This window comes from Butyrivibrio hungatei (genome assembly GCF_900101605.1).
Classification (GTDB): Bacteria; Bacillota; Clostridia; order Lachnospirales; family Lachnospiraceae; genus Butyrivibrio; species Butyrivibrio hungatei_B.
In genome coordinates, this window is sequence record NZ_FMUR01000020.1 from 25,231 (window position 1) to 47,070 (window position 21,840).

At 40.4% G+C, this 21,840-nt stretch carries 28 protein-coding genes; 1 reads left to right on the forward strand and 27 read right to left on the reverse strand.

Going from position 1 to position 21,840, the window contains the following annotated elements; all coding sequences use genetic code 11:
- Positions 1-23 precede the first annotated feature (23 nt).
- From BLP87_RS14025 to BLP87_RS14110, 19 genes are all read right to left on the reverse strand, one after another.
- Positions 24-2,285 carry a DUF6055 domain-containing protein gene (locus tag BLP87_RS14025; RefSeq protein WP_074463233.1) on the reverse strand — a complete coding sequence of 754 codons (2,262 nt, stop codon included), beginning with the start codon at positions 2,283-2,285 and terminating at the stop codon, positions 24-26.
- Positions 2,286-2,640: 355 nt separating this feature from the next.
- A complete protein-coding gene (locus tag BLP87_RS14030) occupies positions 2,641-3,183 on the reverse strand; it encodes a transcription repressor NadR (RefSeq protein ID WP_074463234.1) in 543 nt (180 codons plus the stop codon).
- Positions 3,184-3,191: 8 nt separating this feature from the next.
- Positions 3,192-4,043, reverse strand: a complete 852-nt coding sequence (gene nadC, locus BLP87_RS16140; RefSeq protein ID WP_176756662.1) for a carboxylating nicotinate-nucleotide diphosphorylase — start codon at positions 4,041-4,043, stop codon at positions 3,192-3,194.
- 3 nt (positions 4,044-4,046) lie between these two features.
- Positions 4,047-5,357: an L-aspartate oxidase gene (locus tag BLP87_RS16145; protein ID WP_176756663.1), complete on the reverse strand. Its 1,311-nt coding sequence runs from the start codon at positions 5,355-5,357 to the stop codon at positions 4,047-4,049.
- Positions 5,357-6,268, reverse strand: a complete 912-nt coding sequence (gene nadA, locus BLP87_RS14040) for a quinolinate synthase NadA (RefSeq protein WP_074463235.1) — start codon at positions 6,266-6,268, stop codon at positions 5,357-5,359. The genes BLP87_RS16145 and nadA overlap by 1 nt, the downstream gene beginning before the upstream one ends.
- A 159-nt stretch (positions 6,269-6,427) precedes the next feature.
- Entirely contained in the window at positions 6,428-7,582 is a 1,155-nt protein-coding gene (locus BLP87_RS14045) for a sensor histidine kinase (RefSeq protein WP_083334630.1), read from the reverse strand.
- Positions 7,583-7,749: 167 nt separating this feature from the next.
- Positions 7,750-8,505: a tRNA threonylcarbamoyladenosine dehydratase gene (locus BLP87_RS14050; RefSeq protein ID WP_026656050.1), complete on the reverse strand. Its 756-nt coding sequence runs from the start codon at positions 8,503-8,505 to the stop codon at positions 7,750-7,752.
- A gap of 386 nt (positions 8,506-8,891) precedes the next feature.
- Positions 8,892-9,194, reverse strand: a complete 303-nt coding sequence (locus BLP87_RS14055) for a Dabb family protein (RefSeq protein ID WP_074463265.1) — start codon at positions 9,192-9,194, stop codon at positions 8,892-8,894.
- Between the two features lie 169 nt (positions 9,195-9,363).
- Positions 9,364-9,828 (reverse strand): GNAT family N-acetyltransferase, encoded by a 465-nt coding sequence (locus tag BLP87_RS14060; protein ID WP_074463237.1) that lies wholly within the window; start codon positions 9,826-9,828, stop codon positions 9,364-9,366.
- 23 nt (positions 9,829-9,851) lie between these two features.
- Entirely contained in the window at positions 9,852-10,328 is a 477-nt protein-coding gene (locus tag BLP87_RS14065; protein ID WP_074463238.1) for a GNAT family N-acetyltransferase, read from the reverse strand.
- A gap of 38 nt (positions 10,329-10,366) precedes the next feature.
- On the reverse strand, positions 10,367-10,582 hold the full coding sequence (locus tag BLP87_RS14070) for an aspartate dehydrogenase (RefSeq protein WP_074463239.1): 216 nt from the start codon (positions 10,580-10,582) through the stop codon (positions 10,367-10,369).
- A 139-nt stretch (positions 10,583-10,721) separates the two neighbouring features.
- Positions 10,722-11,417, reverse strand: a complete 696-nt coding sequence (locus BLP87_RS16150; protein WP_074463240.1) for a hypothetical protein — start codon at positions 11,415-11,417, stop codon at positions 10,722-10,724.
- Positions 11,418-11,509: 92 nt separating this feature from the next.
- Positions 11,510-11,902 (reverse strand): DUF2085 domain-containing protein, encoded by a 393-nt coding sequence (locus tag BLP87_RS16550; RefSeq protein ID WP_083334631.1) that lies wholly within the window; start codon positions 11,900-11,902, stop codon positions 11,510-11,512.
- Positions 11,878-12,087, reverse strand: coding sequence for a hypothetical protein (locus BLP87_RS14085; RefSeq protein WP_083334632.1), 210 nt, complete (start codon positions 12,085-12,087; stop codon positions 11,878-11,880). The genes BLP87_RS16550 and BLP87_RS14085 overlap by 25 nt, the downstream gene beginning before the upstream one ends.
- A gap of 19 nt (positions 12,088-12,106) precedes the next feature.
- Positions 12,107-12,655, reverse strand: a complete 549-nt coding sequence (locus BLP87_RS14090) for a hypothetical protein (protein ID WP_074463242.1) — start codon at positions 12,653-12,655, stop codon at positions 12,107-12,109.
- Positions 12,656-12,858: 203 nt separating this feature from the next.
- The gene (locus BLP87_RS14095; RefSeq protein ID WP_074463243.1) at positions 12,859-13,482 is read right to left on the reverse strand and encodes a recombinase family protein; all 624 of its coding nucleotides are present in this window, start codon (positions 13,480-13,482) and stop codon (positions 12,859-12,861) included.
- A gap of 412 nt (positions 13,483-13,894) precedes the next feature.
- Entirely contained in the window at positions 13,895-14,713 is an 819-nt protein-coding gene (locus tag BLP87_RS14100; RefSeq protein ID WP_074463244.1) for a helix-turn-helix domain-containing protein, read from the reverse strand.
- 126 nt (positions 14,714-14,839) lie between these two features.
- The gene (locus tag BLP87_RS14105) at positions 14,840-15,541 is read right to left on the reverse strand and encodes a DUF1648 domain-containing protein (RefSeq protein ID WP_074463245.1); all 702 of its coding nucleotides are present in this window, start codon (positions 15,539-15,541) and stop codon (positions 14,840-14,842) included.
- The gene (locus BLP87_RS14110; RefSeq protein WP_074463246.1) at positions 15,538-15,807 is read right to left on the reverse strand and encodes an autorepressor SdpR family transcription factor; all 270 of its coding nucleotides are present in this window, start codon (positions 15,805-15,807) and stop codon (positions 15,538-15,540) included. Before BLP87_RS14110 ends, BLP87_RS14105 begins: the two co-directional genes overlap by 4 nt.
- 275 nt (positions 15,808-16,082) lie before the next feature.
- Between BLP87_RS14110 and BLP87_RS14115 the strand changes: the two genes are divergently transcribed.
- Positions 16,083-16,997: a helix-turn-helix domain-containing protein gene (locus BLP87_RS14115; RefSeq protein WP_074463247.1), complete on the forward strand. Its 915-nt coding sequence runs from the start codon at positions 16,083-16,085 to the stop codon at positions 16,995-16,997.
- A 24-nt stretch (positions 16,998-17,021) separates the two neighbouring features.
- Here BLP87_RS14115 and BLP87_RS16610 read toward each other — a convergent pair whose 3' ends face one another.
- The 8 genes from BLP87_RS16610 to BLP87_RS14150 form a co-directional block, all read right to left on the reverse strand.
- Positions 17,022-17,114: a GNAT family N-acetyltransferase gene (locus BLP87_RS16610; protein ID WP_278308275.1), complete on the reverse strand. Its 93-nt coding sequence runs from the start codon at positions 17,112-17,114 to the stop codon at positions 17,022-17,024.
- A 9-nt stretch (positions 17,115-17,123) separates the two neighbouring features.
- The gene (locus BLP87_RS14120) at positions 17,124-17,468 is read right to left on the reverse strand and encodes a GNAT family N-acetyltransferase (RefSeq protein ID WP_242871874.1); all 345 of its coding nucleotides are present in this window, start codon (positions 17,466-17,468) and stop codon (positions 17,124-17,126) included.
- A gap of 109 nt (positions 17,469-17,577) precedes the next feature.
- A complete protein-coding gene (locus BLP87_RS14125; RefSeq protein ID WP_074463248.1) occupies positions 17,578-17,991 on the reverse strand; it encodes an acyl-CoA thioesterase in 414 nt (137 codons plus the stop codon).
- A gap of 11 nt (positions 17,992-18,002) precedes the next feature.
- A complete protein-coding gene (locus BLP87_RS14130; protein ID WP_074463249.1) occupies positions 18,003-18,809 on the reverse strand; it encodes an MBL fold metallo-hydrolase in 807 nt (268 codons plus the stop codon).
- A gap of 37 nt (positions 18,810-18,846) precedes the next feature.
- Positions 18,847-19,002 (reverse strand): hypothetical protein, encoded by a 156-nt coding sequence (locus BLP87_RS16155; protein WP_176756664.1) that lies wholly within the window; start codon positions 19,000-19,002, stop codon positions 18,847-18,849.
- Positions 19,003-19,098: 96 nt separating this feature from the next.
- The gene (locus BLP87_RS15770; protein WP_083334633.1) at positions 19,099-19,824 is read right to left on the reverse strand and encodes a LysR family transcriptional regulator; all 726 of its coding nucleotides are present in this window, start codon (positions 19,822-19,824) and stop codon (positions 19,099-19,101) included.
- Between the two features lie 355 nt (positions 19,825-20,179).
- Positions 20,180-20,455 (reverse strand): type II toxin-antitoxin system prevent-host-death family antitoxin, encoded by a 276-nt coding sequence (locus tag BLP87_RS14145; RefSeq protein WP_074463251.1) that lies wholly within the window; start codon positions 20,453-20,455, stop codon positions 20,180-20,182.
- Positions 20,456-20,543: 88 nt separating this feature from the next.
- Positions 20,544-21,761: an RtcB family protein gene (locus tag BLP87_RS14150; RefSeq protein WP_074463252.1), complete on the reverse strand. Its 1,218-nt coding sequence runs from the start codon at positions 21,759-21,761 to the stop codon at positions 20,544-20,546.
- Positions 21,762-21,840: the final 79 nt, after the last annotated feature.

The following is a 21,840-nucleotide window of genomic DNA, read 5'->3' on the forward strand; positions in this document are numbered from 1 at the left end:
CCAAGATCTCTTATATTCATTTATCAGAATCCAAAGAATCTCTTAATTATTGCTCCGATCAGCTCCCAGATTGAACTTCCGGAATCTTCTTCCTCGAACATGTAGTCAAGATCGAGTGTATCTGTTCCTTGCGTGCTTGAGTCAAATCCCTGATTGCCCTGATTGTTGCCGGAATTATCTCCCGTTGTATATCCGGGGCCTATAGGTGAAGGCTTATATCCCGAACTGTCACCGCCGCAAGATGTATCTATCGGCCATGTTCCGTTATTGAAATCGGCATCTGTTGTCTGGAACGGGCATGTACCGTTGTTTCCGGTGTTTCCGAAATTTCCATTATTGTTGTTATTGCCATTGTTGCAACCGCCGCTGTTATTATTATTGTTGCTATTGTTGTTGCAACCTCCGTTATTGTTATTGTTGCAAGAACCTGATGAATCTTTATTTCCCTTGTTGCCGCTATTGCCGTTGTTATCTTTGTTGTCACGGCTGTTTGTATCAACCGAAACTCCCGAACTGATCACATTGTCCTTATTATCCGTAGGCTTTGCGGTATCACCGGTTGTAGCGCTGTCGCTTGCTTTATTGGAATTGTCCTTTTTATTAGTATCCTTATTGGATGTTTCTTTATTGGTAGCGTCCTTATTTGCAGCATCATTATTTGTTGCATCTTTATTTGCCGCATCCTTATTATCGGTTACTTTCTCAGGCTCAGGTGTAGCTTCTTTTTTGTTGTTGTCATTGTTCTTTTCATCAGTCTTCTTATCAGGCTCGGGTGTAACCGCAGAGGTATCTTCCTTCTTGTCAGGTTCGGGTGTTACTGCGGAATTATCCTCTTTCTTCTCGGGTTCCGGTGTAGCTTCTTCCTTATTATCAGAAGGAGCAGGTGTTCCGTCGACACTCTCTATTTTAACCTTATATGTAAATCTCGTATCTGTCTCGGTTGTCTTTGAGTTCCAGTCTGTGTGATATCCCTTAAGTCTGTCGGGAGTTGCACATACTACAAGATAAGCTGCTTTCTCATCGCCGTGAAGTGCGATTGTTCCTTTTCCGCTGCTGAAAGTCTCTGAATAGCGAGTCTTGTTGTCAGCAGTGCTTGTAACCAATGTTACTCTGAAATCGGATCCCTGTATTCCCGATGTGTTTACGAAGTCTGCAGAAATTCCGCCCTTCTTAAGATCTACATTAAGAGGGATTACGTTAAATCCTGTCTGCATGGGAGCCTTGTTTGCAGGTACTGCCTGATATCCCTGTGCATCAGGTCTCTGAAGTGTTGTATAGAGCTTCTCACGATTTCCGGGCTCTCTCAAAGTCTCATTGTTAAGGTGCTCAAGATAGAACTTCTGTCTGCTGAAGTCCATTGTTGCAAGTCTCTTTGACATTCCACCGAGAATTGTCTTGATCGGCACTCCGGAAAGCCTCTCGATCGTTGCATACATTGAATCGTCTTTCTGCTTGTTTTCAAGAATCTTATGGATAAGATCCATTCCAAGTCCCTTGATATTATCGGGATTCTCTGAAATATAAAGGAAAATCGGCCATGTATCATACCAGTTGAGCATATGAGGTACATAGTAATCTGCATTTAACAGATATGGTGAAAAGAAATCCGAATAAGGTCCAAACTTCTTTCCATGATAGCTGTAATACTCACTTCCAAGGAACTGATCTCTGAACCAGTTGGCTGTTGACTCATACCAAGGATAGTCTATTGTTCCTCCCTGATAATATGTGAATACGTGTGCAAGCTCGTGAGGAAGTACCCAGCTCGGATTGGGATCTGATACAACCATTGCTCCGGGAGCAACGAAAAGGAATCCGAATCCTTCTCTGTCTGTATTCATGTAGGCCCAGTTATCCTGAAAGGCACCAAGTCCTGTATTTGAAATATATACGTTAGTCTTGAATTTTCCGTTACCTGATACGCCGATATCTTTCATACCAAGTTCCTGAGTATAAAAGGCGTAGATATTCTCAAGATTTGTCAGATTACCTTTGATGAATTCCTCATCAATTCTTACATTTGTTGAATTGCTTCTTCCCCAGATAATCTGGAAATGCTCTGATGCCATACGGTTTACGCTATTATCCCCAAGCGAATAGAACGCATCACGCACCTTGTACGCATCATTTCTTGTAAGCTCGACAATATTAGAAGAAGCAACCGGTGTTGTAGAAATAGTATTAACAGGCGCTGCTTCTATATCAATACTTCGAACCGGCGAAACAGCCAGCACCGCGGCAAGTCCGACCGCCGTAAAAGTAGATATAAGTTTTTTTCTGTTCATTTAATGTACCCCCAATAGCAATGTTGGTAGTGTCATACGTTTTATAAGAGTCATTGCTAACGGGCATTTAACAATTTTACATAAATCAAAATGCCTCAAAAAATAAACTTTTTCCAGTAAATATAACCCCCACGTCAAAATACTTAAGTTTTTCACACAACTCATTTGACACCAACTATTAATATATTTGTTACAATTATTACTTTATCATTAACTATTACTGAAATCAACTGATATTGCCACCTTTCTATTGCACCTGATGCAACAAAAGCGCACAAATAAAGAAACATCCCACACATTTCGCGTGGGATGTTAAGATTACTTAACTATTATTATAATTAAGAAAGAACTCTGCTTAAACCGGCATTTCCTTAGAAATCCAGTCATCGAGCGGTAGCCAGTACCCTTTTGCCTTCAGCTCATCTTCTATAACATCCAATGTAGCTTCATCTTCGGCACTGATAACATGATAGTGATATCCACTGGTAGCAGAGCTTAACGTTTTGGATTTACCGGATTCAATCGCTTCCATAAATACCTTTGCATCACGGCGTGAACTGACATTGAGAGGTGCTTCCACTCTGTTGTAGTATCTATGATTTATAATCGTATTTTCCGCACATCCGCCGTTATCAACTATTGTGAACAGTTCATCGAGGATCTGTTCGTCTGTGTGACGGCTCTTTATTATCCGTCTGCATCTTCCGCCGTCAGAATTTATGATATATCCGCGATTGGTAGACATTATATTTACACCGTTTGCCCTTATAAGAGCAATATCCGTGACGACAACCTGGCGGCTTACATTTAACTGCTCTGCCAAAAAAGTGCCGGATACAGGCTTTTCGGACTTCTTTACTATATCTATTATCTTATTTCTTCTAGCCTGTCCGTCCATAAAACCTCCTATATCACATGTAAATTCTTCATTGAAATATCAAGGATAGGCGCTGCATAAGTTAAAGCGCCACTTGATATATAGTCTACTCCACTATCGATAATATTTAAAATATTTTCTTTTGTAACATTTCCCGAACACTCTGTTTTTGCGCGGCCTGCAATGATCTTTACGGCTTCCTTCATTGTAGCGGGATCCATATTGTCGAGCATGATGATGTCGGCACCTGCATCTGCTGCCTCTTTTACCTGATCGAGTGTCTCTGTCTCGATCTCAATCTTTCTTACAAACGGAGCGTAGTCCTTAGCCATCTGAATAGCCTTTGTGACAGAACCCGCAGCACCGATGTGATTATCCTTTAAGAGAATACCGTCAGAGAGATTGTATCTGTGGTTCTGACCGCCGCCGCATCTTACAGCATATTTCTCAAAGATACGCATGTTGGGTGTTGTCTTTCTTGTATCGAGAAGAACAGTGTTACTTCCTGCCAAAAGAGCCGCAACCTCATGTGTATATGTTGCAATTCCGCTCATTCTCTGAAGATAATTAAGCGCAACTCTCTCACCTGATAAAAGAACTCTTACGTCGCCTTTTACCTTTGCCATAAGCTGACCTTTTTTGACTTCATCGCCGTCATCGACATATTTTTCCACAACAACGCTGTCATCAAGAATTTTAAATACTCTCTCGTAAACATCCATACCGCAGATGATTCCGTCCTGCTTACTGATAAGCTCAACTTCACCGTCCTGTGCCTTTGGCATAACAGCGTTTGTACTTACATCCTCACTTGATATATCTTCTCTGAGAGCCATCCTTATCAGCTCATCAGCATTTAACTTCATAGTAATATCGTTCATTTTTTATACAGCCTCCTCTTTTAAAGCTCGTAATCTGGCTTCTTCTTTTATTTCTTTTACCACCATCTTGTGATATTTTTCCATAATTCCCTGAAGATCCTCATAATCATCAAGATTAACCAGATTATCAAAATCCTCTGTCTTTTTAAATTCCGGCACTGTCATAATATCTGCTGCCGCACGTTTTGCGAAAACAAGACTCTCCAAAAGAGAATTGCTTGCAAGACGATTTCTTCCGTGTACACCGTTACAGCTTGTCTCTCCGATTGCATAAAGCTGCTCCATAGTGGTCTTGGAATCCTTGTCCACATATATTCCACCCATGAAATAGTGCTGTGCGGGCACAACGGGAACCCAAGTCTCCAATGGATTAAATCCCGCTTCGGCACAGTGCTTATATATATTTGGAAAGTGACTTAAAATCTTTTCTTTGGGAATCGGAGAAAAATCAAGCCACACATGCTCTGTTCCCTGCTCTTTCATCTTGGCAAATATCGCATTGCTGACCACATCTCTCGGCTGAAGCTCATCTGTAAAGCGCTCGCCGTTCTTATCACGAAGCACCGCGCCTTCGCCTCTTACAGACTCTGAGATAAGAAAACTTCTGCCACTTTGCTTTGTAAAAAGAGTAGTCGGATGAATCTGCACATAATCGCAGTTCTCAAGTCGCACATTGTGATACAAAGAAAGCGCAAGTGCATCTCCCGATATATGACGGTAATTGGTTGAATGCTTGTAAACACCGCCCAATCCTCCGCAGGCAAGAACCGTCACATCCGCTTCGATAGCTTCTGCTTTACCGTTCTCATCCGCAACTACAATACCATAACATACATTGTCTTTGCATACCCAATCCACCATTGTAGTATAGTCGATCAATGTGATGTTCTCTCTCTCCTGCGCTCTTGCCAACAGTTTACTTGTAATCTCTCTTCCTGTGACATCAGCATGAAAAAGAATTCTATTGTCTGAATGAGCACCTTCCTTTGTAAATACAAATTGCCCATCCTTTTTCTCAAATTCCACTCCATAGCCCTCAAGATCGTGAATTATCTGCTGAGAGCTCTTTATCATGATCTCAACGGATTCTTTGCGGTTCTCGTAGTGTCCCGCTCTCATGGTATCCTCGAAATAAGAGTCATAGTCGTTATCGTCTCTTAACATGCAGATTCCGCCCTGAGCCAAAAAGCTGTCGCTTCCGTCAAGTGCATCTTTTGAAATGCAAAGGATCTTTTTATCCTGCGGAAGACTAAGTGCACAGAAAAGTCCCGCAGCACCTGTACCTACTATTGCAACATCATATTTTTTTTCCATTATTTTGCCAGCTCCAACATTCTCGAAAGAGGCTTTAACGCAGCCGCCCTCGTATCATCACTTACTTCAACCACTCCCGTGTTGTCTCTTAAGCAATCTCTTACTTTCTCAAGAGTTACCTTCTTCATATTCGGACAAGTCTGTGTACTTCCTGCCGAATAGAATTTTTTGCCGGGATTGTTAAGTTCCAACTCATATAGCACTCCGAGCTCTGTTGCAACGATGAACTCTTTGCTGTCGGACTTCGTAGCATAATCTATAATGCCAGCCGTACTTCCGATATAATCCGCATACTCAAGAGCTGCAGCGGTGCACTCGGGATGTGCAAGAACTTCCGCATCGGGATGCTCCTCTTTTGCCGCCTTTAGATTCTCGGCTGTGATTCCTTTGTGTACATGGCAAAAGCCGTCATTAAATATAAAATTCTTTTCCGGAAGCTTAGATGCGATATATCTTCCGAGATTTTCATCGGGGATAAAAAAGATATTCTTATTAGGAAGAGATTTTACGATCTTCATTGCATTTGAAGAAGTCACGCACACATCAGAGTGTACCTTCAGCTCAGCAACTGAGTTGATATAACATACAACCGCAACATCATCATACTTCTTTCTTACCTGCTTGATGCGCTCAACATCTGCCATATGTGCCATCGGGCAGTCCGCCTGCATATCAGGCATAAGCACTGTCTTATCGGGATTAAGGATTTTTGCCGATTCTCCCATGAAACTTACTCCCGCAAAAACTATTGTTTTTTTATCCAATCCTGCTGCCACCTTTGCAAGATAATAGCTGTCTCCGACATAATCGGCAATTTCCTGCACCCAGTCAGTAACATAATAGTGAGCAAGGATCACTGCGTCCTTCTCTTCCTTCAGCCTTTCAATTTCCTCAATTATTTTACTTGTCATACATAGCTCTCCCTTTTATGAGTCATACATTGGTTTCCACAAGTCTACCACATGTAAAGTCTACTGACAAGACAGTTGTTAATTCACTTGAAAATTGGCGTGTCAAGGGGACGGTTCTTCTGTCACGGTGTCAAGGGGACGGTTCTTCTGTCAGGCGTGTCAAGGGGACAGCTGAACCGTCCCCTTGACTTCCCTTGACTTCTCGGGTAATGACACAATGAATTTACTTCCGACTCCGGGCTCACTTTCGCAGCGTATCGTACCGTTATGCGACTGCACTATTGCTTTTGAGATTGAAAGACCTATTCCTGCGCCTCCGGTCTTTCTTGTTCTTGATTTATCTGTTCGGTAAAAGCGCTCAAATACACGCGTTTGCTCTTCGGGGGAAATTCCGATTCCGGTATCCTCAACGACCACTACCGCCTTATCTTCTACCTTGCTTATATTAATAGTAATCTTACCTTTTTCATCGGTGTACTTTATCGCATTTGACACCAGATTGGCTATTACCTGCCCGATTCTTCCCCTATCAGCAAATACGGCAACTTCAGATCCCGTAACTTTTGCATCGATTTTCTTTTCATCAAGCTTGGTATTAAATCCCTGAAGTATTGATTCGGCAAGCTCATATAGCCCAAATTCCTGCTTATCGGGAATTATTCCGTTAAGCTCCGCGGATTCAAGCCTGTCGAGATCTCCGATAATTGCCGACAAGCGCTGTAGCTCATCATAGCAGCTTTTTAGCCTCTCAGGAGTAGGTTCCATCACATCATCCATCATCATTTCGATATATGAAGAAGTATTTGTGACGGGCGTTCGAAGTTCGTGAGCAATATCGGCTGTCATCTGCTTTCGCAGATATTCCTGCTCTTTTAACGTCTTCGCCATGGTATTTATGGCATCCGCAAGCTCATAGGTTTCCTGCTCTTTTACCCCGGTATTTACTCTTACATCGTAGTTTCCTTCGGAGATTTTTTTACTCGCCGTTATTACTCCGGAAATCGGCTTCGTGATCCTCCTTGATATGAGCATGCCAAAAAAGGCCGCTATCGCGATCGATACCAAGCCGACAATGACAAGTATATTGTTCAGTGCCTTGATGAATCTGAACTCGTTTTCATTTAGATAATAGGGTGTATAATAACTGATCTGAAGAATTCCGGTCAGCTTTTCTCCCGACTTAAGATCATATGCGTATGTGACAAAATCCCCTTTAAGCTCAGGCATCCTGTTGTGCATCCTTATCATGATGTCATCCATCACATCATGGCAAAGCTCCATTCCTCCTATATCCAAATGTATTTTTCTGGTCATATTTAACACCTTTCATAAGCGCACTACGGTAACAAGCTCATAAGAAACCTCGCTAAGTGCTCTACACAAAAAAACTGTAGTAGAAATTGTTTTCTTCTACTACAGTTCATAATTTAACTTATAAATTTGTGCTTTTTATGTGGTTTTAAAAAATTCCCGAAATGGCATCATTTGCCTGTGATATCGTTGATTATCTCACCTGCGATGATCAAGCCCACTACTGAAGGAACAAATGCGGTCGATCCGGGGATATCTCTTCTCTCCGTGCATTTTCTTGCTGTTCCCGGAGGGCAGATGCAGTGCTGTCTGCAACTTATCGACATATCCTCATACGGTCTTATCGGCTTTTCCTTGGAATATACTACCTTAAGAGATTCGATACCTCTTTTCCTGCATTCACGTCTCATAACCTTGGCCAGCGGACAAATTGAGGTTTCATATATGTCAGCCACCTCGAACATTGCCGCGTTTACTTTGTTTCCGGCACCCATTGATGAGATGACGGGCACGCCTGCATCTCTTGCTTTTTCTATTATTGCAAGCTTTCCCGTAACAGTATCGATTGCATCAACAACGTAATCATATTCCGTAAAATCAAACTGATCCTGAGTATCGGGAAGGAAAAAAGTCTTGTATCCTCTGACTTCGCAGTCGGGATTTATCTCATGTATACGCTCTTCCGCAACATCTACCTTATATTTTCCGACTGTTTTCCTTGTTGCAAGTATCTGACGATTTATATTTGTGAGGCACACCTTGTCATCATCTATAAGATCAATGGCGCCCACTCCGCTCCTTACAAGAGCTTCCACCACATAACCGCCTACTCCGCCTATTCCAAAAACGGCAACGCGGGAAGCCTGCAGCTTAGCCATAGAATCTGCACCATATAACAACTGTGTCCTTGAAAACTGATTAAGCATCACAACCTCATTCTCAGGGAGTAATTCCCTCTATCTACTTCATTAACTAATTAGCCAAATCATAATATCATACTTCATACTAATTGCAAAACACAAAATAGCGGCAGTTTGCTTCTCCAACACTTTGGCCCTGTAGGTGTCAAAAAATGGCTTTCTACGTGACTTATCTTTCCATTTTTCCAGATTATTTAATATTTCTCTATGCATATTGCAAAACTCCTATGACTTTTGCAAGTTATACACAAAAAGTCCTATGACTTTTGCAAAATGTATTGCAAAAACCATAGAACTTTTATGTTTATCCTTTGCTTGATGAGCTTCTCTGCTTATTAAAATTATGGTAAATTAGAAATCCAATTTGCTGTATCTTCTCAATAGAGTTGCTTTCAGATTTCGTAATCCAGACAGCTTCTGATCTTTGTGTAAGGTCTTACCTTAGAATCAGCAACTGCCACGTGATTGGGATGTACCGCATATGCCTTAAGAGCATCCTCATTCTCAAAAGTTGAATCCAGCATCAGATCGGCATTTGAAGAAGCAAGACCATTTATATTAACCTTGATATCCACGATTCCCGGAACCTTACCTTTAAGGCCCTCAAGTCCTTCTTTTATCCCCTGCTTGATGCCAAGCTTCTCTTCTTCTGAAAACTCATCCTTAAGTGTCCATAAAATCACATGTTTTACCATTCCCATTTTCCCTTCTTTTTTCAAAATAATGTCTCTACAGGCTTTTTCCGAAGTCTCCCATTGCCGTCAGTGCACTGACACACTAACTTTAAAACTATCGCCTCAAATGTACATATATTATAGCTTGTAACCCATTCACGTACAAATTACGCATGTCCTTTCTACCAAGCTAATGCGCCGACATCTTCATATTTTGTCGCTCCAGCATCACCAGATACTCCGGCGTGCCTTCCTCTAATTGCCTTTTTCCGTTAAGTTTAAATCCATGCGCCTCATAAAATTTTATGGCATCGGTATTTTTCTCAAGTGCCCATAAGAAGGATGCATCAAACTTTTCTTTTGCAAATCCTATAAGTTCCGAGCCAATTCCCTGATTCCAGAAAAAATAATCAACATAAAGTTCAGCTATTTCTTTTTCTTTTACATGGAGCATTCCCTTAACTATGCCGTCATCGTACACCCAGATATTATCAAGAATTTCTGATTTCCCATATTTATCGGCAAGCTTTATAACCTGCAACTCATTAAAAGAATATTCATCATTTCGAAAAATAGGCCTGTACTTTATTCTTTTTGCAAACACAAGAATCTCACCAATCCTCGATAGATCGCCTACTTCTGCTTTTCTTATCATGCCGCTGACTCCGTCTTATTTTTTTACAGGTTTTTCTTAAAAAATCTGTTCATTGCACTATGTACTACTTCTTTAGGTCTTGATATCTCGGTATATCCGCTCTTTTCGTAAATATGGATTGCAGCCTGCAGATTGTCATGCGTCTCAAGATATGAATATTTATATCCCGAAGCCAGCATCCGGTCCTCTATTATCTTGATCAGCTCATAACCAAGCCCCGAACCTTTTGCAGAATCATCAAGATAGAGTTTTTGAAGCTCCGCCGTATCTTCCATCCATTCCAACTTTGCATAGCCGATCCCGCCGATAATTTTCCTGTGGGCGCCTTCTATGACAAAATATTTTCTCTCATCAGCGCCGTAATAATCGCTAAGATGATCCAGCCCCTCATCAAAATACACAGTTCCCGGAATATCGAGTTTATATTTTTTCAGATTATCCCTTATAAGCTTAGCAACAGCGGCATCGTCCGTTACTGACATTTCTCTGTAATTCAGCATTTACAAATTTTCCATCCTTCTTGGCGCTATCGCCATTATCAGTATATTTTCTCGATTTTTCCTTCGATTCCATACATGCGCATGAACTCTGCAAGATCGTCATCTCCCCTGATAAGCATGACTTCCTCAAACGCCCCTGTATGTATATCCCGGAATCCCGCGACCTGCTCGCCGTTACATATGCTTGCTTTGATAACAGGACGCCGGTTCTCCCTGTCATATGTTTTTATTTCTCTTTTTTTCTTAAAAAACATATCGGTTCCTCCATCCTATATCATTTCTTACAACGCATGACATGTCAAGGGGACGACATGTCAAGGGGACGGTTCAGCTGTCACATCCGTCCTCTTGACTTCCATGTGACAGCTGAACCGTCCCCTTGACTTCCCTTTTTTACTTTGCTATTCTTCCCTCTTTCTTACCATATTCATTGTAGTGCTTTAACAGCTTGTCTCCGTCCGCGCCTATTGCAGTCTGGAGATCCAGGTTATTTATGTAGTAAGAATATGCGTTGAATTCTTCGGTATTCCCTTTGTATGTCTTAAGTGCTTCAACTGCTACGGATGCTGCATTAGCCTGTGGAGCCGCTGCTGCCTCTGTTGCATTAAGCACAGGCGGTTTGCATATTTTACATGCCTCATAGCCTTTATCTACCGCACTCTGAAGCGTTGTCTTTATCTTACTTTTACCCAAACTTTTACAACCGTCAGCGTGATATTTCTTACCGGACTTAGTGGTATATACAGTAGTATCACCATTGGTAGCTGCTGCAGGAGTTGCTACATTAGCAGGTGCCGCTGCAACATTTGTCTTTACTGCTGTGTCTGCACTTGCAGTATCAAGCTTAGGAGGCTTACATTTTTTACATGCTTCATATCCTTTATCTACCGCACTTTGAAGGGTTGTCTGTATCTTACTCTTACTGAGACTACTGCAACCATCATTATGATACTTTTCACCCGTCTTAGTAATATACACAGTAGTGTCTCCACCTGCTGCATTGATCTTCACATCACTTGCGGTAAACATTCCTATAACCATGAAAAATGCTGTAATTACAGCAAGATTTCTTTTCATAAGTAACTTCATTTGCAATACCTCACTTTCCCAAATAGCGTAATTTAAAAAATATATAAAACATAGACTATTTCTAATCTATGGTGTTTCTGGATTGTCTTTTACTAAAATTTCAGCATAAACAACTTAACAATATTTCTGATAACATAAAAGTAAACGTACGTAACTCCTATTCCACACATAGTACCTGTAATCAGTCTACGTACATTATTTGACATTACCAATTCAATATATTGAACAAACCAATCTGCCCCCATTACCAAAATGAATGCAATTATCAGCGACCACTCCAAATGTATACCTAGAATAATCATGATAATTCCAAGTATTTCACCTATAAGTACTCCTGTACACCTTGCACATAATGGAAATTGATACCCCCACAAAGAAAAGCTCCTACTTTCCATTTGATGGCATCCAAGCCAATGACCAAGTCCCATCAGCTTGATCCACGCCTTATCCCTTTTATTCATTACATTTTCCACTTGTATCCACATTTATTACAAACCCAATAATTTATATTCATTGTCTGCTTCCCTTTTCCACACCCTCCACAAAGAATTCCAAGTGGTCCTAGCAATAATGCTCCAAGACATCCTTTTCCGGCGCTAAAATCCTTTCCCTTAGTTGTAGTTTCATTAATAATTGAACAATTCTCATTTCCACATTTAGGACATTTCATAATATTATTTCTCCTTTTTTTAGTTAATCGCTTCAAGTTCAATATGTGCCGGTGCATCTACATTTACAAAATATCCATCTTGCACTTCTATCTCTGCACTTTCTCCAACATCAATGAGAACTACGTTTCCATCAGCCCATTCTTCCCAGCCTTCTTCTGTAACATGTTTTTCATTTTTATAGACATTAACTTGGGTTGGATATTTTCCCTTATTAGTTACTTTGTATTTTCCTATAGGAACAAAATGACCTATTGTATTGTCCGGAGAATCTGTATTTTCATTCAATACCAATTCTTGTCCATATTCCCCCAGCTCATCTGCATTGATAACTACAATACTGTCACTACTTTCTGTTTTTGGTTCTTCACTTATAGCACTATCTTCTGTTGCAGGTGCAGTTAGACCGACTACTATAATTGCAATGACAGCTACTCCGATTGAGATAAGACCAATTTTCTTAGCTTGAGCATTATCCACCCCGCTTTTCTTAAGTTTGCTTGATTTTCTCAGGAAAATAATTGCCAAAACAACCGCTACAAGAAACACAAGTGCAAAAAAATTTGACATAATACGTCCCCTTCTCGTTTTATAATGTGTACTTTCTTGAATAAGGGATATTGGACAAACTGCCATTGAGGATTGTTTGCAATTAAGCCATATATTATCGTGTTTATACAAATTTTACAGAAGTAATAAACGAAATATGGTATATTAGTAGAAACCAAATAGTTCCGATAAAAGTTCAAGAAAGTACACCTTCTTGAACTTTTTCATTCATTTATGAGATTGGTATTCTTATACCCTTTGGCTCTGTAATAAAAGGTTGCCTGTGGCATACTACACTCAAAAGCTGCTTGCTTCACAGAAATTTTCTTATTTTTCCATCTTTGATAAACCTCATGGAAGTTCGGTGGTAGTGGCGATGGCTTTCTCCCCAATTTGACACCTCTTGCTCTGGCAGCTGCTATACCTTCTGCCTGTCTTTGATGAATAGTTCTGTACTCAGACTCTGCAACATAAGATAAAAGAGCCAATACAAGATCACTGATAAGTGTTCCGAGAAGATTTCTTTCTCTTCTGGTATCAAGGATAGGCATGTCAATTACTACCACATCAGCACCTTTTTCCTTAGTTATGATGCGCCACTGCTCACTGAGATCACGATAGCTACGCCCCAACCTATCTATTGACTTGATATACAATACAGATTTCTTGTTCAATTTCCTAAGAAGCCGCTTATACTGAGGCCTTTCAAAGTTTTTACCCGACAGCTTATCAAGATATATGTTTTCCTCAGGAACACCCATTTCTTTAAGGGCAACTATCTGTCTATCCTCATTTTGTTCACGAGTCGAAACCCTCGCATATCCGTAGATTTTCTCATACTCACTCATAATATACCTCCCATAATATCCTTATCGCGGTTGTTGATCAGCTTTGTCATCTGTGTCTAGATCTAATCATATATAACATGTGTTATACCTAATTTGTTGGAAATAGGTGGTGTTCAAAGTACGTAGAATTGTCTCACATAACCTTTGCGACAAAATTCATAATTTCTGTTCTCCTTTCATTTTTGACATAGAAAAAAGGCGGATGTTCCGTTTGGAATACAACTGCCTTAAATAAAAAAGCACCTTAGACTATCTCTAAAATGCTTAAATGCTCTATTTTTAGTTTCTATTTCATTCTCAAACAATGTGTAAAAAGACTATGTCAAAGGGACAGCCGATACCAGGTGTGACAGACGAACCGTCCCTTTGTCTTCTTTGACAGCTGAACCGTCCCCTTGACTTCACTTTATTTTCAATTTACATAACCGTTTTTCTTGGCATAATCTCCGAAGAAAAACGCTGCCGCTACTATTAGCAAGACAAATCCTGAAATAACATCAAATATATCAATTACAGGTTCGCCTACCATCTTGGATAAAGATATATTCACTAAAAGAGTAAACGGAATCGCAAGTAGGAAAGCAAATCCGGCAGATAACATCTTCCTTTCTTTAAAATGTTTGAACAAAGCATAGATGCCCCAAAAGAAAACAAGTGCTATCACTGCCATTACCGCACCGATAGCAAATACTTCTCGTACTTCTATCAGCGCCCCAAGTATATATAAAAATGGGAAAACAAAAATGCTACAAACGGTAAGCGCTATCAAAATTCCTTTTTTCCCAAGTAATATCACCGGAAAAGATATTATCCAGGCAAACATTATTGAATTAAACGTTATAAGCGACCAAGTCAATTTTCCTGTGATTGCAACATCGCATATACAGCAGACTATTATTCCTATCGCCATAGTTATTGTATAGATAATTGATATCACTACATTTTTGTTTATATTGTTCTCATCTTTCTTCTTAAGCTCAATGAGATTCTCACTGGCTTTTTCTTCATAATTGCTCACTTCTATCCTCTCTCCACTCAGTAATTCGTTGACAGTTACATCCAGGATATTGCAAAGCTCCAGCATGATAGAAGAATCAGGCATACTCTTTCCAGTTTCCCATTTAGAAACTGCCCTGTCAGTTATATTTAGCTTTTCTGCTAATTGAGCCTGTGTCATACCCTTTTCTTTTCTGCAAGCTGCGATAAATTTCCCGGTCTCTATCTGATTCATCAAATTGTCTCCTTTCATAGAGAACTTTACATTTTCTGTAAGCGGATGTACACGAATTATAGGTTGAATTTGGCAACTCAACCAGTGGTTGAGTATCTTTTCATTGCAAGAAGGCAAAGGGACGGTTCATCCAAGCTCTTTTCCTTTTACTTCAGCTTTGTATACTTTATACGCATAAGCAAAAGTTACAATTGATGCCACGCATACATATCCCACCAAAAGCATCGCTGAACCAAGCGAGCTTTTCATGAGAAATGCAGTGATGATCGTAAGAACTCCGGCAACAACAAATGCAACACCGCCGAAATGATTGCTCTTTTTCCAAGTAGTGTCATTATACATACTCCAACATATCTGTACTCCAACCATCGTATTCATTCGTGTTTTGGGCATGATATTCCCAAGCCAGATACATAGTCCTCCCATCGAGATTACTGTTATTTTTCCAATATCAACCACTTGTTTTGTCGCTCCCGAAATAGCGCCTTTATATTCGCCAAGCAAAATGAATCCCTGCATTACAGTGAACATCGCAGCCATTCCCGCGCCAACATAACCGATCACTTTTGCATTGGATTTTGCCTCTGCGCAATCCTTTTCATCAGTGGATTTCAGAGCTTTTTTCTCAAAAAAGCCACTGCACATTGTCCAGGCAAATGCCATCACTAAATTGATAATTGGAAAAACCAGGTTTTCATTCTTAGAACCCCATCGCGTAACATTTCCTGCAGCATCATAATGCATCGGGACACTTTCCGGTAAAAATTGAATCGCGATAATTGTTCCGATCAACATAATAAAAGAGATGCTCCACATTATCTTTTTCATTTTCTTCCTCCTCCAAACTGCCCAATCCACAAAATCAGCTCCTCAAATACTGTTGCGTTGATCTCATAATAGATAAAATTTTTCTGCTTATATTCCATGATGAGGTCAGCACCTTTAAGAAGCTTTAGATGATAAGACAGAGCCGCCGGGGTTATTTCAAGCTTTTCCGCAATCTCTCCGGCATTCATCCTGCCATCCTTGAGCATTACAAGGATATCGCGCCGCTGTTTATCGGCGAGCACCTTGAATATATTTGTTTCGCCCATACGTTACACTCTTTTCCCAAAAACTGTTTAAAAAAAATTTTAAATACCATAATCATCATATGGCTACATACCTTTCTTCGTCAAGAGGCATATAAAATTTGTTATGTCATGCTGTTCATAATCTTAAAAAGACGGTTCTGCCACCATGCTTCCATTCATGTCAAAAGTGACAGCTGAACCGTCCCAATGACTTCCAATGACTTGTTCTCGTTACAATAGATTGATAACAGGCATTCCTACTGATACACTTAAAGTGCAAAAAGGAGGCTGAGCACATGGATAAAATGAAAACCGGCACTCTGATTAAAGAAGCAAGAATAAAAAAGAACTATACACAAACTGAGTTGGGCGATTTACTTGGAGTAACCAACAAAGCTGTTTCAAGATGGGAAAAAGGTAAAAGTTTTCCTGATGTTGAATTATTAGAGAATCTGGCAACAACTCTAGATCTACGTATTCAAGACATTGTTACTGGAACAAAAGACGATTACGATGAAACTGCGTTGATAGAAATCGTCAGAGCTGCAAAGCTCCAACAACGCAAGAATAGAAGGAACTTCATTAGGCACTGTTTACAACTTGTGCCTATTGTTTGCTGTATCTTATCCGGTTTTTCTGCGCTTGGAGATAACCGTTTTATCTTTGGCGATAAACCGGCTTGGGCATATGTGCTATTGATGATAATCTCATTCGCCTCAACAGCGTTTTTCTACTCATCAAATCCACAATCACATATTAATTCAGATAAGTTTTCCACATTTTCAAAGCTAATTGCGTTACTAACTCTTTTTGTAATCGCTTTATCAACGTGGATTGTCCTGTTAAATACCGCAAGTGGTTCTACCCTTTTCGAAATGGAGCCATCATCAATAGGGCCATTTCTGAATAATATCTTGATAATAACTTTCACAGTAAACATGATATTACTGTTCATCCACATATATAGATATGAAAAACATGACGTCTCCGCCCATTGGGGATGGTACATTTCAATAGCCGCAATTTATCTGGCTATACTGTACGGAGATTGGCTACATAACATGAACTCTTTTCAGGGTATGATAAAAGAACTTGTAATCAAAACCTCGATTGTAGTTATTATTACAGGTATTTCCACGATATTTGTCAAGAGGACAGGCGTGACAAATGAACCGTCCCAATGTCACGCCAATGTCACGCGTGACACCTGAACCGTCCCCTTGTCATCCCCCTTGTCATCCTTGGCGGAGCATCTGCACGTGGGGGATTCCGTCTTCCATGAACGGCTCTGATACGACTTCGAAACCCTCTTTCGCGTAGTAGCCAATGGCGTACTGTTATGCTTCAAGATATATTTCTTTTGCTTTAAGCTGTTCTGTAGCGACTCTGACACCCTCATGAAGCATCTGACCGCCTATTCCTTTTCCATGTTCAAGTGTTACCACTCTGCCAATCTGTGCAACGCCTGCCGCCTCGTCATGATCTTTCCAAAATACCCGAAGACAGCCTGCAACTCTTCCGACATCGTTAAAGCAAAAAACGTGAATTGCATCCTGATCCTTGTCATCCAGATCCTGATAGATACACTCCTGTTCTGTAACGAAAATCTCAAATCTTGTTTTTAATATTTCATATAGCTCTGTCGTACTGAGCTCACTAAAATGCTTTATTATAAAATTCATTTGGCTTTACTCACTTTCAATATGTCAAAGGGACGGTTCTTCTGTCCCCTTAACTTGTCTATCAAATGTGACAAGCGTGACAGAAGAACCGTCCCCTTGTCACATACCGTCACTCCTCCTGCACTATCATACTGCATAGTTTTTCATACAGCTCGGGAAACTCCTGCTTCATCCTGATTGGTTTTCCTTCGGTATTTAAAAATGCATGTGAGGTTGTTCCGACGCTCACAATTTTTCCTTCTTCATTTTTCATTTCATAATCAAGGAAAAGCTTTACTCCTTTAAATGCTTTGACATAAACCTTGATTGAAACTTTATCGGAAAATTTAGTAGGTAACTTATAATCACAAGTAACTCCAAGCACCGGAGAAACAATCCCCATGGCTTCAAGCTTCGCAAACTCCCAGCCTATTTGGGACAAAAAATCCACGCGTGCTTCTTCCATCCATCTTATGTAATTGGAATGGTGCGTTATCCCCATTTTATCTGTTTCGTAGTATTGTACAGTATGTACGTAATCCATATAATTGCTCCTCATCTTCCTTTGATTTCTATTCTGTCCAAAATCCCCTGTACATCTATATTACTGTGAGTCAGATACATTCTTGTCACATCTTCAATGAAAGTTTCATCTGCTCCGGTCTTTCTTTGAATCCTATCAAGGCTTACACCTTTATCTATATATTTCATTATCCGGGCCACCAACTTATGCAGATCTGTCACCTTTATAGACGGCACCTCACTATTTAGATCTACATTCTTTGCATGACCATAATAAACAATCCTCGGCTTCAGTTCCAATAATCTGTTCCAGCTTTTCTCAATCTGCGTTCCCTTATGAAGTTCAAGCTCATACAGCGGATTAAGATCTCCGACAAAGAGTTCGCCCGAATCAAGCCACATTGAAATACTGTCATCGCTGTGTCCGGGAGTAGAAATGATTTCTCCGTCTATTCCGATCGTGCCAAGAAATTCCCTGCTATCTTCTATCCTTACATATCGTACTTTATCATCATCGATAGAAATGAACGCATCGTTGTTCTCTTTTGCAAAAACACTGTCTGCTGCATGGACATAATCTTTTTGCACATCCATAACAACTATTTCCGGTCCTTTATCTGCTATCTCCTGAGCAATGCCCATGTGATCCGGATGAAAATGTGATATGAGGATGAAATCAATTTTCTGAACAGGGATGTCCAGTTTTCCCATTGCACTGCAAAAAGCCCGAAAAGAACCTGCCCATCCGGTATCAAATAGGATCATACCCCTGCTGCCCTCTATGAGATATGTGTTTGTATTTGAATATCTTAACTCATGTACCGCAATCTCTTTTTTCATCAACAGATCTCACTTCAACTTGTATACATCGTTTAAATCAAACTCTTGCGCATAAAGTTTTTTCTTTATTCATGTCATGGAAAATACAGATATTATCACTTGAAACATCAAGATTATCAACGCGCCATTCAACGTTATCGCTAAGAAGAATACTGTCAAATGAGACACCTGAACCGTCCCCTTGACTTCCCATACTTACATTATAGCGGAAAAACAACGGCAATAGCACCTACATTGTTTTGCATATTTTATTTTTGGTGATACAAAAATTTAATTGTGATAAAAGTTATTATCGCCGAGAATTTAAAATGCTTATTGGACATAACCACGGGCAGTCCATATAATCCCACTTATAATCAATCGACGATGCATCTGATTTTTCCATAAAAACGTTTTTGACAAAATTTAGGAGGATCTTATTTATGAAAAAATTTACTAAAGTTCTGGCAACTGCGATTGCTGTTGTAACCGCCTCGATATTTCTTACAGGTTGCGGTTCGGGTTCGACAGGAAATACCGTAAATGCCGCTGCCAAAGACGGTGCCGCAGATTCAGCCGGTGACGACTCAAAAGCTGCAGGAGCAAAGAAAGGAACTTCAGAGATAAGCGTTTTGACATTCTCAATAACTTCGTTTGTCTGTGTCTCTTTTACGGAGTACTGAACATCATCGTACCCATTCTCTTTTATCAAGTCGACAAAAGCATTGACCGCAAATGTATAATGCTGCATCGAAACCGAGAATGTAGGTTTTACCTTCGCCGAATTTAAGAATTTCTCCTCAAATTTCTCATACACCTCAACCGTGCTTCTGGCGTTGGCAATAAACGTTCTCCCGGCGACCGTAGTCACAACACCATGATGAACCCTTTGAAAAATCCGGATGCCAATTTCATTTTCAAGCTCTCTTATGGCTATCGATAATCCCGGCTGGGAAACATGCAACTTATCGGCAGCCTTACGCATGGAGCACTCTTCATCTATGGCAATGACATATTTGAGTTGTAATATAGTCATTCAAAGCCTCCCTTCATAATGGTTTTTACCCACATAAGAAAAAGATCCACCGCATTTTTTCGACTGGTTATCGATAAAATACAGTGAACCTCCGGTTGCCCGGTCGGCTGAGCCGACTATGTTAAAATACTTTGCCGAGTACTTTTCTCACTTATGGATTAAATTTGTACTACCATTATGTGCTTAAAATACTATCATAACGGCCGCTTATGCAAAATTAACTTTTACTTATTACCCGATATAAATAATAGTTTAGTGCAAATTCAAATTCATCATTCTTCATTCATAAAATTTATCCCACGCCTGATCCATATCTGCCAAAGCAATCGGTGAATATACTATTTCATAATCCATTTCAGCCCTTCACCATCCTGCGCCTATTTTTAAAGTGCTCAGCAACCTCATCGTCGCTAATCCATCCTTCCTCTTCTCCGGAAGCAAACCCGGCATTGAGTTCGCTGATAAGTTTGACCATCGCCCTTGCCTTATCGAAAATCTCATCATCCTCTATGCTATGTATGCTATATTGTCCACGACCATTCTTAGTAAGATAAACGGGTTTACCTGCTTCTACCTTATCCAGAACCTGACCATAATTACGCAATTCAGAAATTGGTGCAATTGTTGGCATATAAATCACCTCCGTTTCTTACCAAGATTATATATAGTCTAAAATATTTTTTTCAACAAATTCTTCGAACATCATTAAGTTCCACAGTTTAGTTGGAAGCCTTAAAATTATATATAGGCTTCATCACATCGATTATCTCCACCGACTCCTTGATTACGTCGATAATATCATCCAGTGACTTGTAGGCCATCGGAGCCTCATCGATTGTCGCCTCGCAAACAGATGAAGTGTAGATTCCCTTCATAGACTCCTTGTACTCCTCCATTGAAAGATTATTCTTCGCCGCAGTTCTGGACATAAGTCTTCCTGCACCGTGAGGAGCTGAATAGTTCCACTCGGGATTTCCCTTACCGATTGCAAGAACAGATCCGTCCCTCATATTAATGGGAATGAGAACCTTTTCGCCCTCGTGAGCCGCGATAGAGCCCTTCCTAAGGATCATCTCCTCAGTGTCAATGTAGTTATGAATTGTGTGAAAAGACTCCCCGGCTGAAAGGCCTGTCTTTTCCAAAAGAATCTCTGCCATCTTCTCACGGTTTCTCTTGGCAAATCTCTGGCATATCTCCACATCATGAAGGTAGTCCTCAAGATATCTTCCCGATAAATAGCACAGATCCTCAGGCATTGTCATAGGTCCCTCATGGAACTTCTTGTTATAGAGCTCCTTAAGTGCAGCCTGAATCTCTTTTCGTCTTCCCTGCTCTTTATATGTCTTAATAAGTAGGTTTCTTGCCTCATAATACTCGCCGATTCCCTTATCAAGGTCAACAGCAAGAGCCTGATATAGATCTGCAACCTGTTTTCCAAGATTTCTTGATCCGGAATGTATAACGAGGAACTGTGTTCCATCCGCAGCTCTGTCAATCTCAATGAAATGATTTCCGCCACCAAGTGTTCCCAACGATCTCTCAAGACGCTTTGCCTCTTTTAATTGGCGGTAGCAGCGAAGCTCTGTAAGATCGAATTTCTCAACTCTTCCATCCCATACCTCTTTTCCTGATGGAATGGTGAAAGCAACCATGTCAAATTTCTCGAGGTCAATCTTTTGCTTGCCAAGATTAACCGTATACATACCGCAGCCGATATCCACGCCGACTACGTTAGGTACAGCTTTGTCAGTTATAGTCATTGTTGTTCCGATCGTGCAGCCCTTGCCAGCGTGAACGTCAGGCATGATCCTGATCTTAGAACCTTCTGTCATGGGATAGTCGCACATTCGTCTTATCTGCTCTATCGCCTCATCCTCCACTACTTTTGCGTAGCAGATAGCTGTATTTACTTTACCTCTTATCTCTATTGTATTCATTGTATCCTTCCAATCCGGCTGGAAGTCTTCATACTTCCAGCCACTTTCTCTAACAAGGAACTTCCGCCCTCGCTATTCG

Coding starts and splice junctions, on each gene's coding strand:
- BLP87_RS14025 (WP_074463233.1), bottom strand. CDS start 2,285: ATGAACAGAAAAAAACTTATATCTACTTTTACGGCGGTCGGACTTGCC.
- BLP87_RS14030 (WP_074463234.1), bottom strand. CDS start 3,183: ATGGACGGACAGGCTAGAAGAAATAAGATAATAGATATAGTAAAGAAG.
- nadC (WP_176756662.1), bottom strand. CDS start 4,043: ATGAACGATATTACTATGAAGTTAAATGCTGATGAGCTGATAAGGATG.
- BLP87_RS16145 (WP_176756663.1), bottom strand. CDS start 5,357: ATGGAAAAAAAATATGATGTTGCAATAGTAGGTACAGGTGCTGCGGGA.
- nadA (WP_074463235.1), bottom strand. CDS start 6,268: ATGACAAGTAAAATAATTGAGGAAATTGAAAGGCTGAAGGAAGAGAAG.
- BLP87_RS14045 (WP_083334630.1), bottom strand. CDS start 7,582: ATGACCAGAAAAATACATTTGGATATAGGAGGAATGGAGCTTTGCCAT.
- BLP87_RS14050 (WP_026656050.1), bottom strand. CDS start 8,505: ATGCTTAATCAGTTTTCAAGGACACAGTTGTTATATGGTGCAGATTCT.
- BLP87_RS14055 (WP_074463265.1), bottom strand. CDS start 9,194: ATGGTAAAACATGTGATTTTATGGACACTTAAGGATGAGTTTTCAGAA.
- BLP87_RS14060 (WP_074463237.1), bottom strand. CDS start 9,828: ATGATAAGAAAAGCAGAAGTAGGCGATCTATCGAGGATTGGTGAGATT.
- BLP87_RS14065 (WP_074463238.1), bottom strand. CDS start 10,328: ATGCTGAATTACAGAGAAATGTCAGTAACGGACGATGCCGCTGTTGCT.
- BLP87_RS14070 (WP_074463239.1), bottom strand. CDS start 10,582: ATGTTTTTTAAGAAAAAAAGAGAAATAAAAACATATGACAGGGAGAAC.
- BLP87_RS16150 (WP_074463240.1), bottom strand. CDS start 11,417: ATGAAGTTACTTATGAAAAGAAATCTTGCTGTAATTACAGCATTTTTC.
- BLP87_RS16550 (WP_083334631.1), bottom strand. CDS start 11,902: ATGTGGATACAAGTGGAAAATGTAATGAATAAAAGGGATAAGGCGTGG.
- BLP87_RS14085 (WP_083334632.1), bottom strand. CDS start 12,087: ATGAAATGTCCTAAATGTGGAAATGAGAATTGTTCAATTATTAATGAA.
- BLP87_RS14090 (WP_074463242.1), bottom strand. CDS start 12,655: ATGTCAAATTTTTTTGCACTTGTGTTTCTTGTAGCGGTTGTTTTGGCA.
- BLP87_RS14095 (WP_074463243.1), bottom strand. CDS start 13,482: ATGAGTGAGTATGAGAAAATCTACGGATATGCGAGGGTTTCGACTCGT.
- BLP87_RS14100 (WP_074463244.1), bottom strand. CDS start 14,713: ATGAATCAGATAGAGACCGGGAAATTTATCGCAGCTTGCAGAAAAGAA.
- BLP87_RS14105 (WP_074463245.1), bottom strand. CDS start 15,541: ATGAAAAAGATAATGTGGAGCATCTCTTTTATTATGTTGATCGGAACA.
- BLP87_RS14110 (WP_074463246.1), bottom strand. CDS start 15,807: ATGGGCGAAACAAATATATTCAAGGTGCTCGCCGATAAACAGCGGCGC.
- BLP87_RS14115 (WP_074463247.1), top strand. CDS start 16,083: ATGGATAAAATGAAAACCGGCACTCTGATTAAAGAAGCAAGAATAAAA.
- BLP87_RS14120 (WP_242871874.1), bottom strand. CDS start 17,468: ATGAATTTTATAATAAAGCATTTTAGTGAGCTCAGTACGACAGAGCTA.
- BLP87_RS14125 (WP_074463248.1), bottom strand. CDS start 17,991: ATGGATTACGTACATACTGTACAATACTACGAAACAGATAAAATGGGG.
- BLP87_RS14130 (WP_074463249.1), bottom strand. CDS start 18,809: ATGAAAAAAGAGATTGCGGTACATGAGTTAAGATATTCAAATACAAAC.
- BLP87_RS16155 (WP_176756664.1), bottom strand. CDS start 19,002: ATGGGAAGTCAAGGGGACGGTTCAGGTGTCTCATTTGACAGTATTCTT.
- BLP87_RS15770 (WP_083334633.1), bottom strand. CDS start 19,824: ATGACTATATTACAACTCAAATATGTCATTGCCATAGATGAAGAGTGC.
- BLP87_RS14145 (WP_074463251.1), bottom strand. CDS start 20,455: ATGCCAACAATTGCACCAATTTCTGAATTGCGTAATTATGGTCAGGTT.
- BLP87_RS14150 (WP_074463252.1), bottom strand. CDS start 21,761: ATGAATACAATAGAGATAAGAGGTAAAGTAAATACAGCTATCTGCTAC.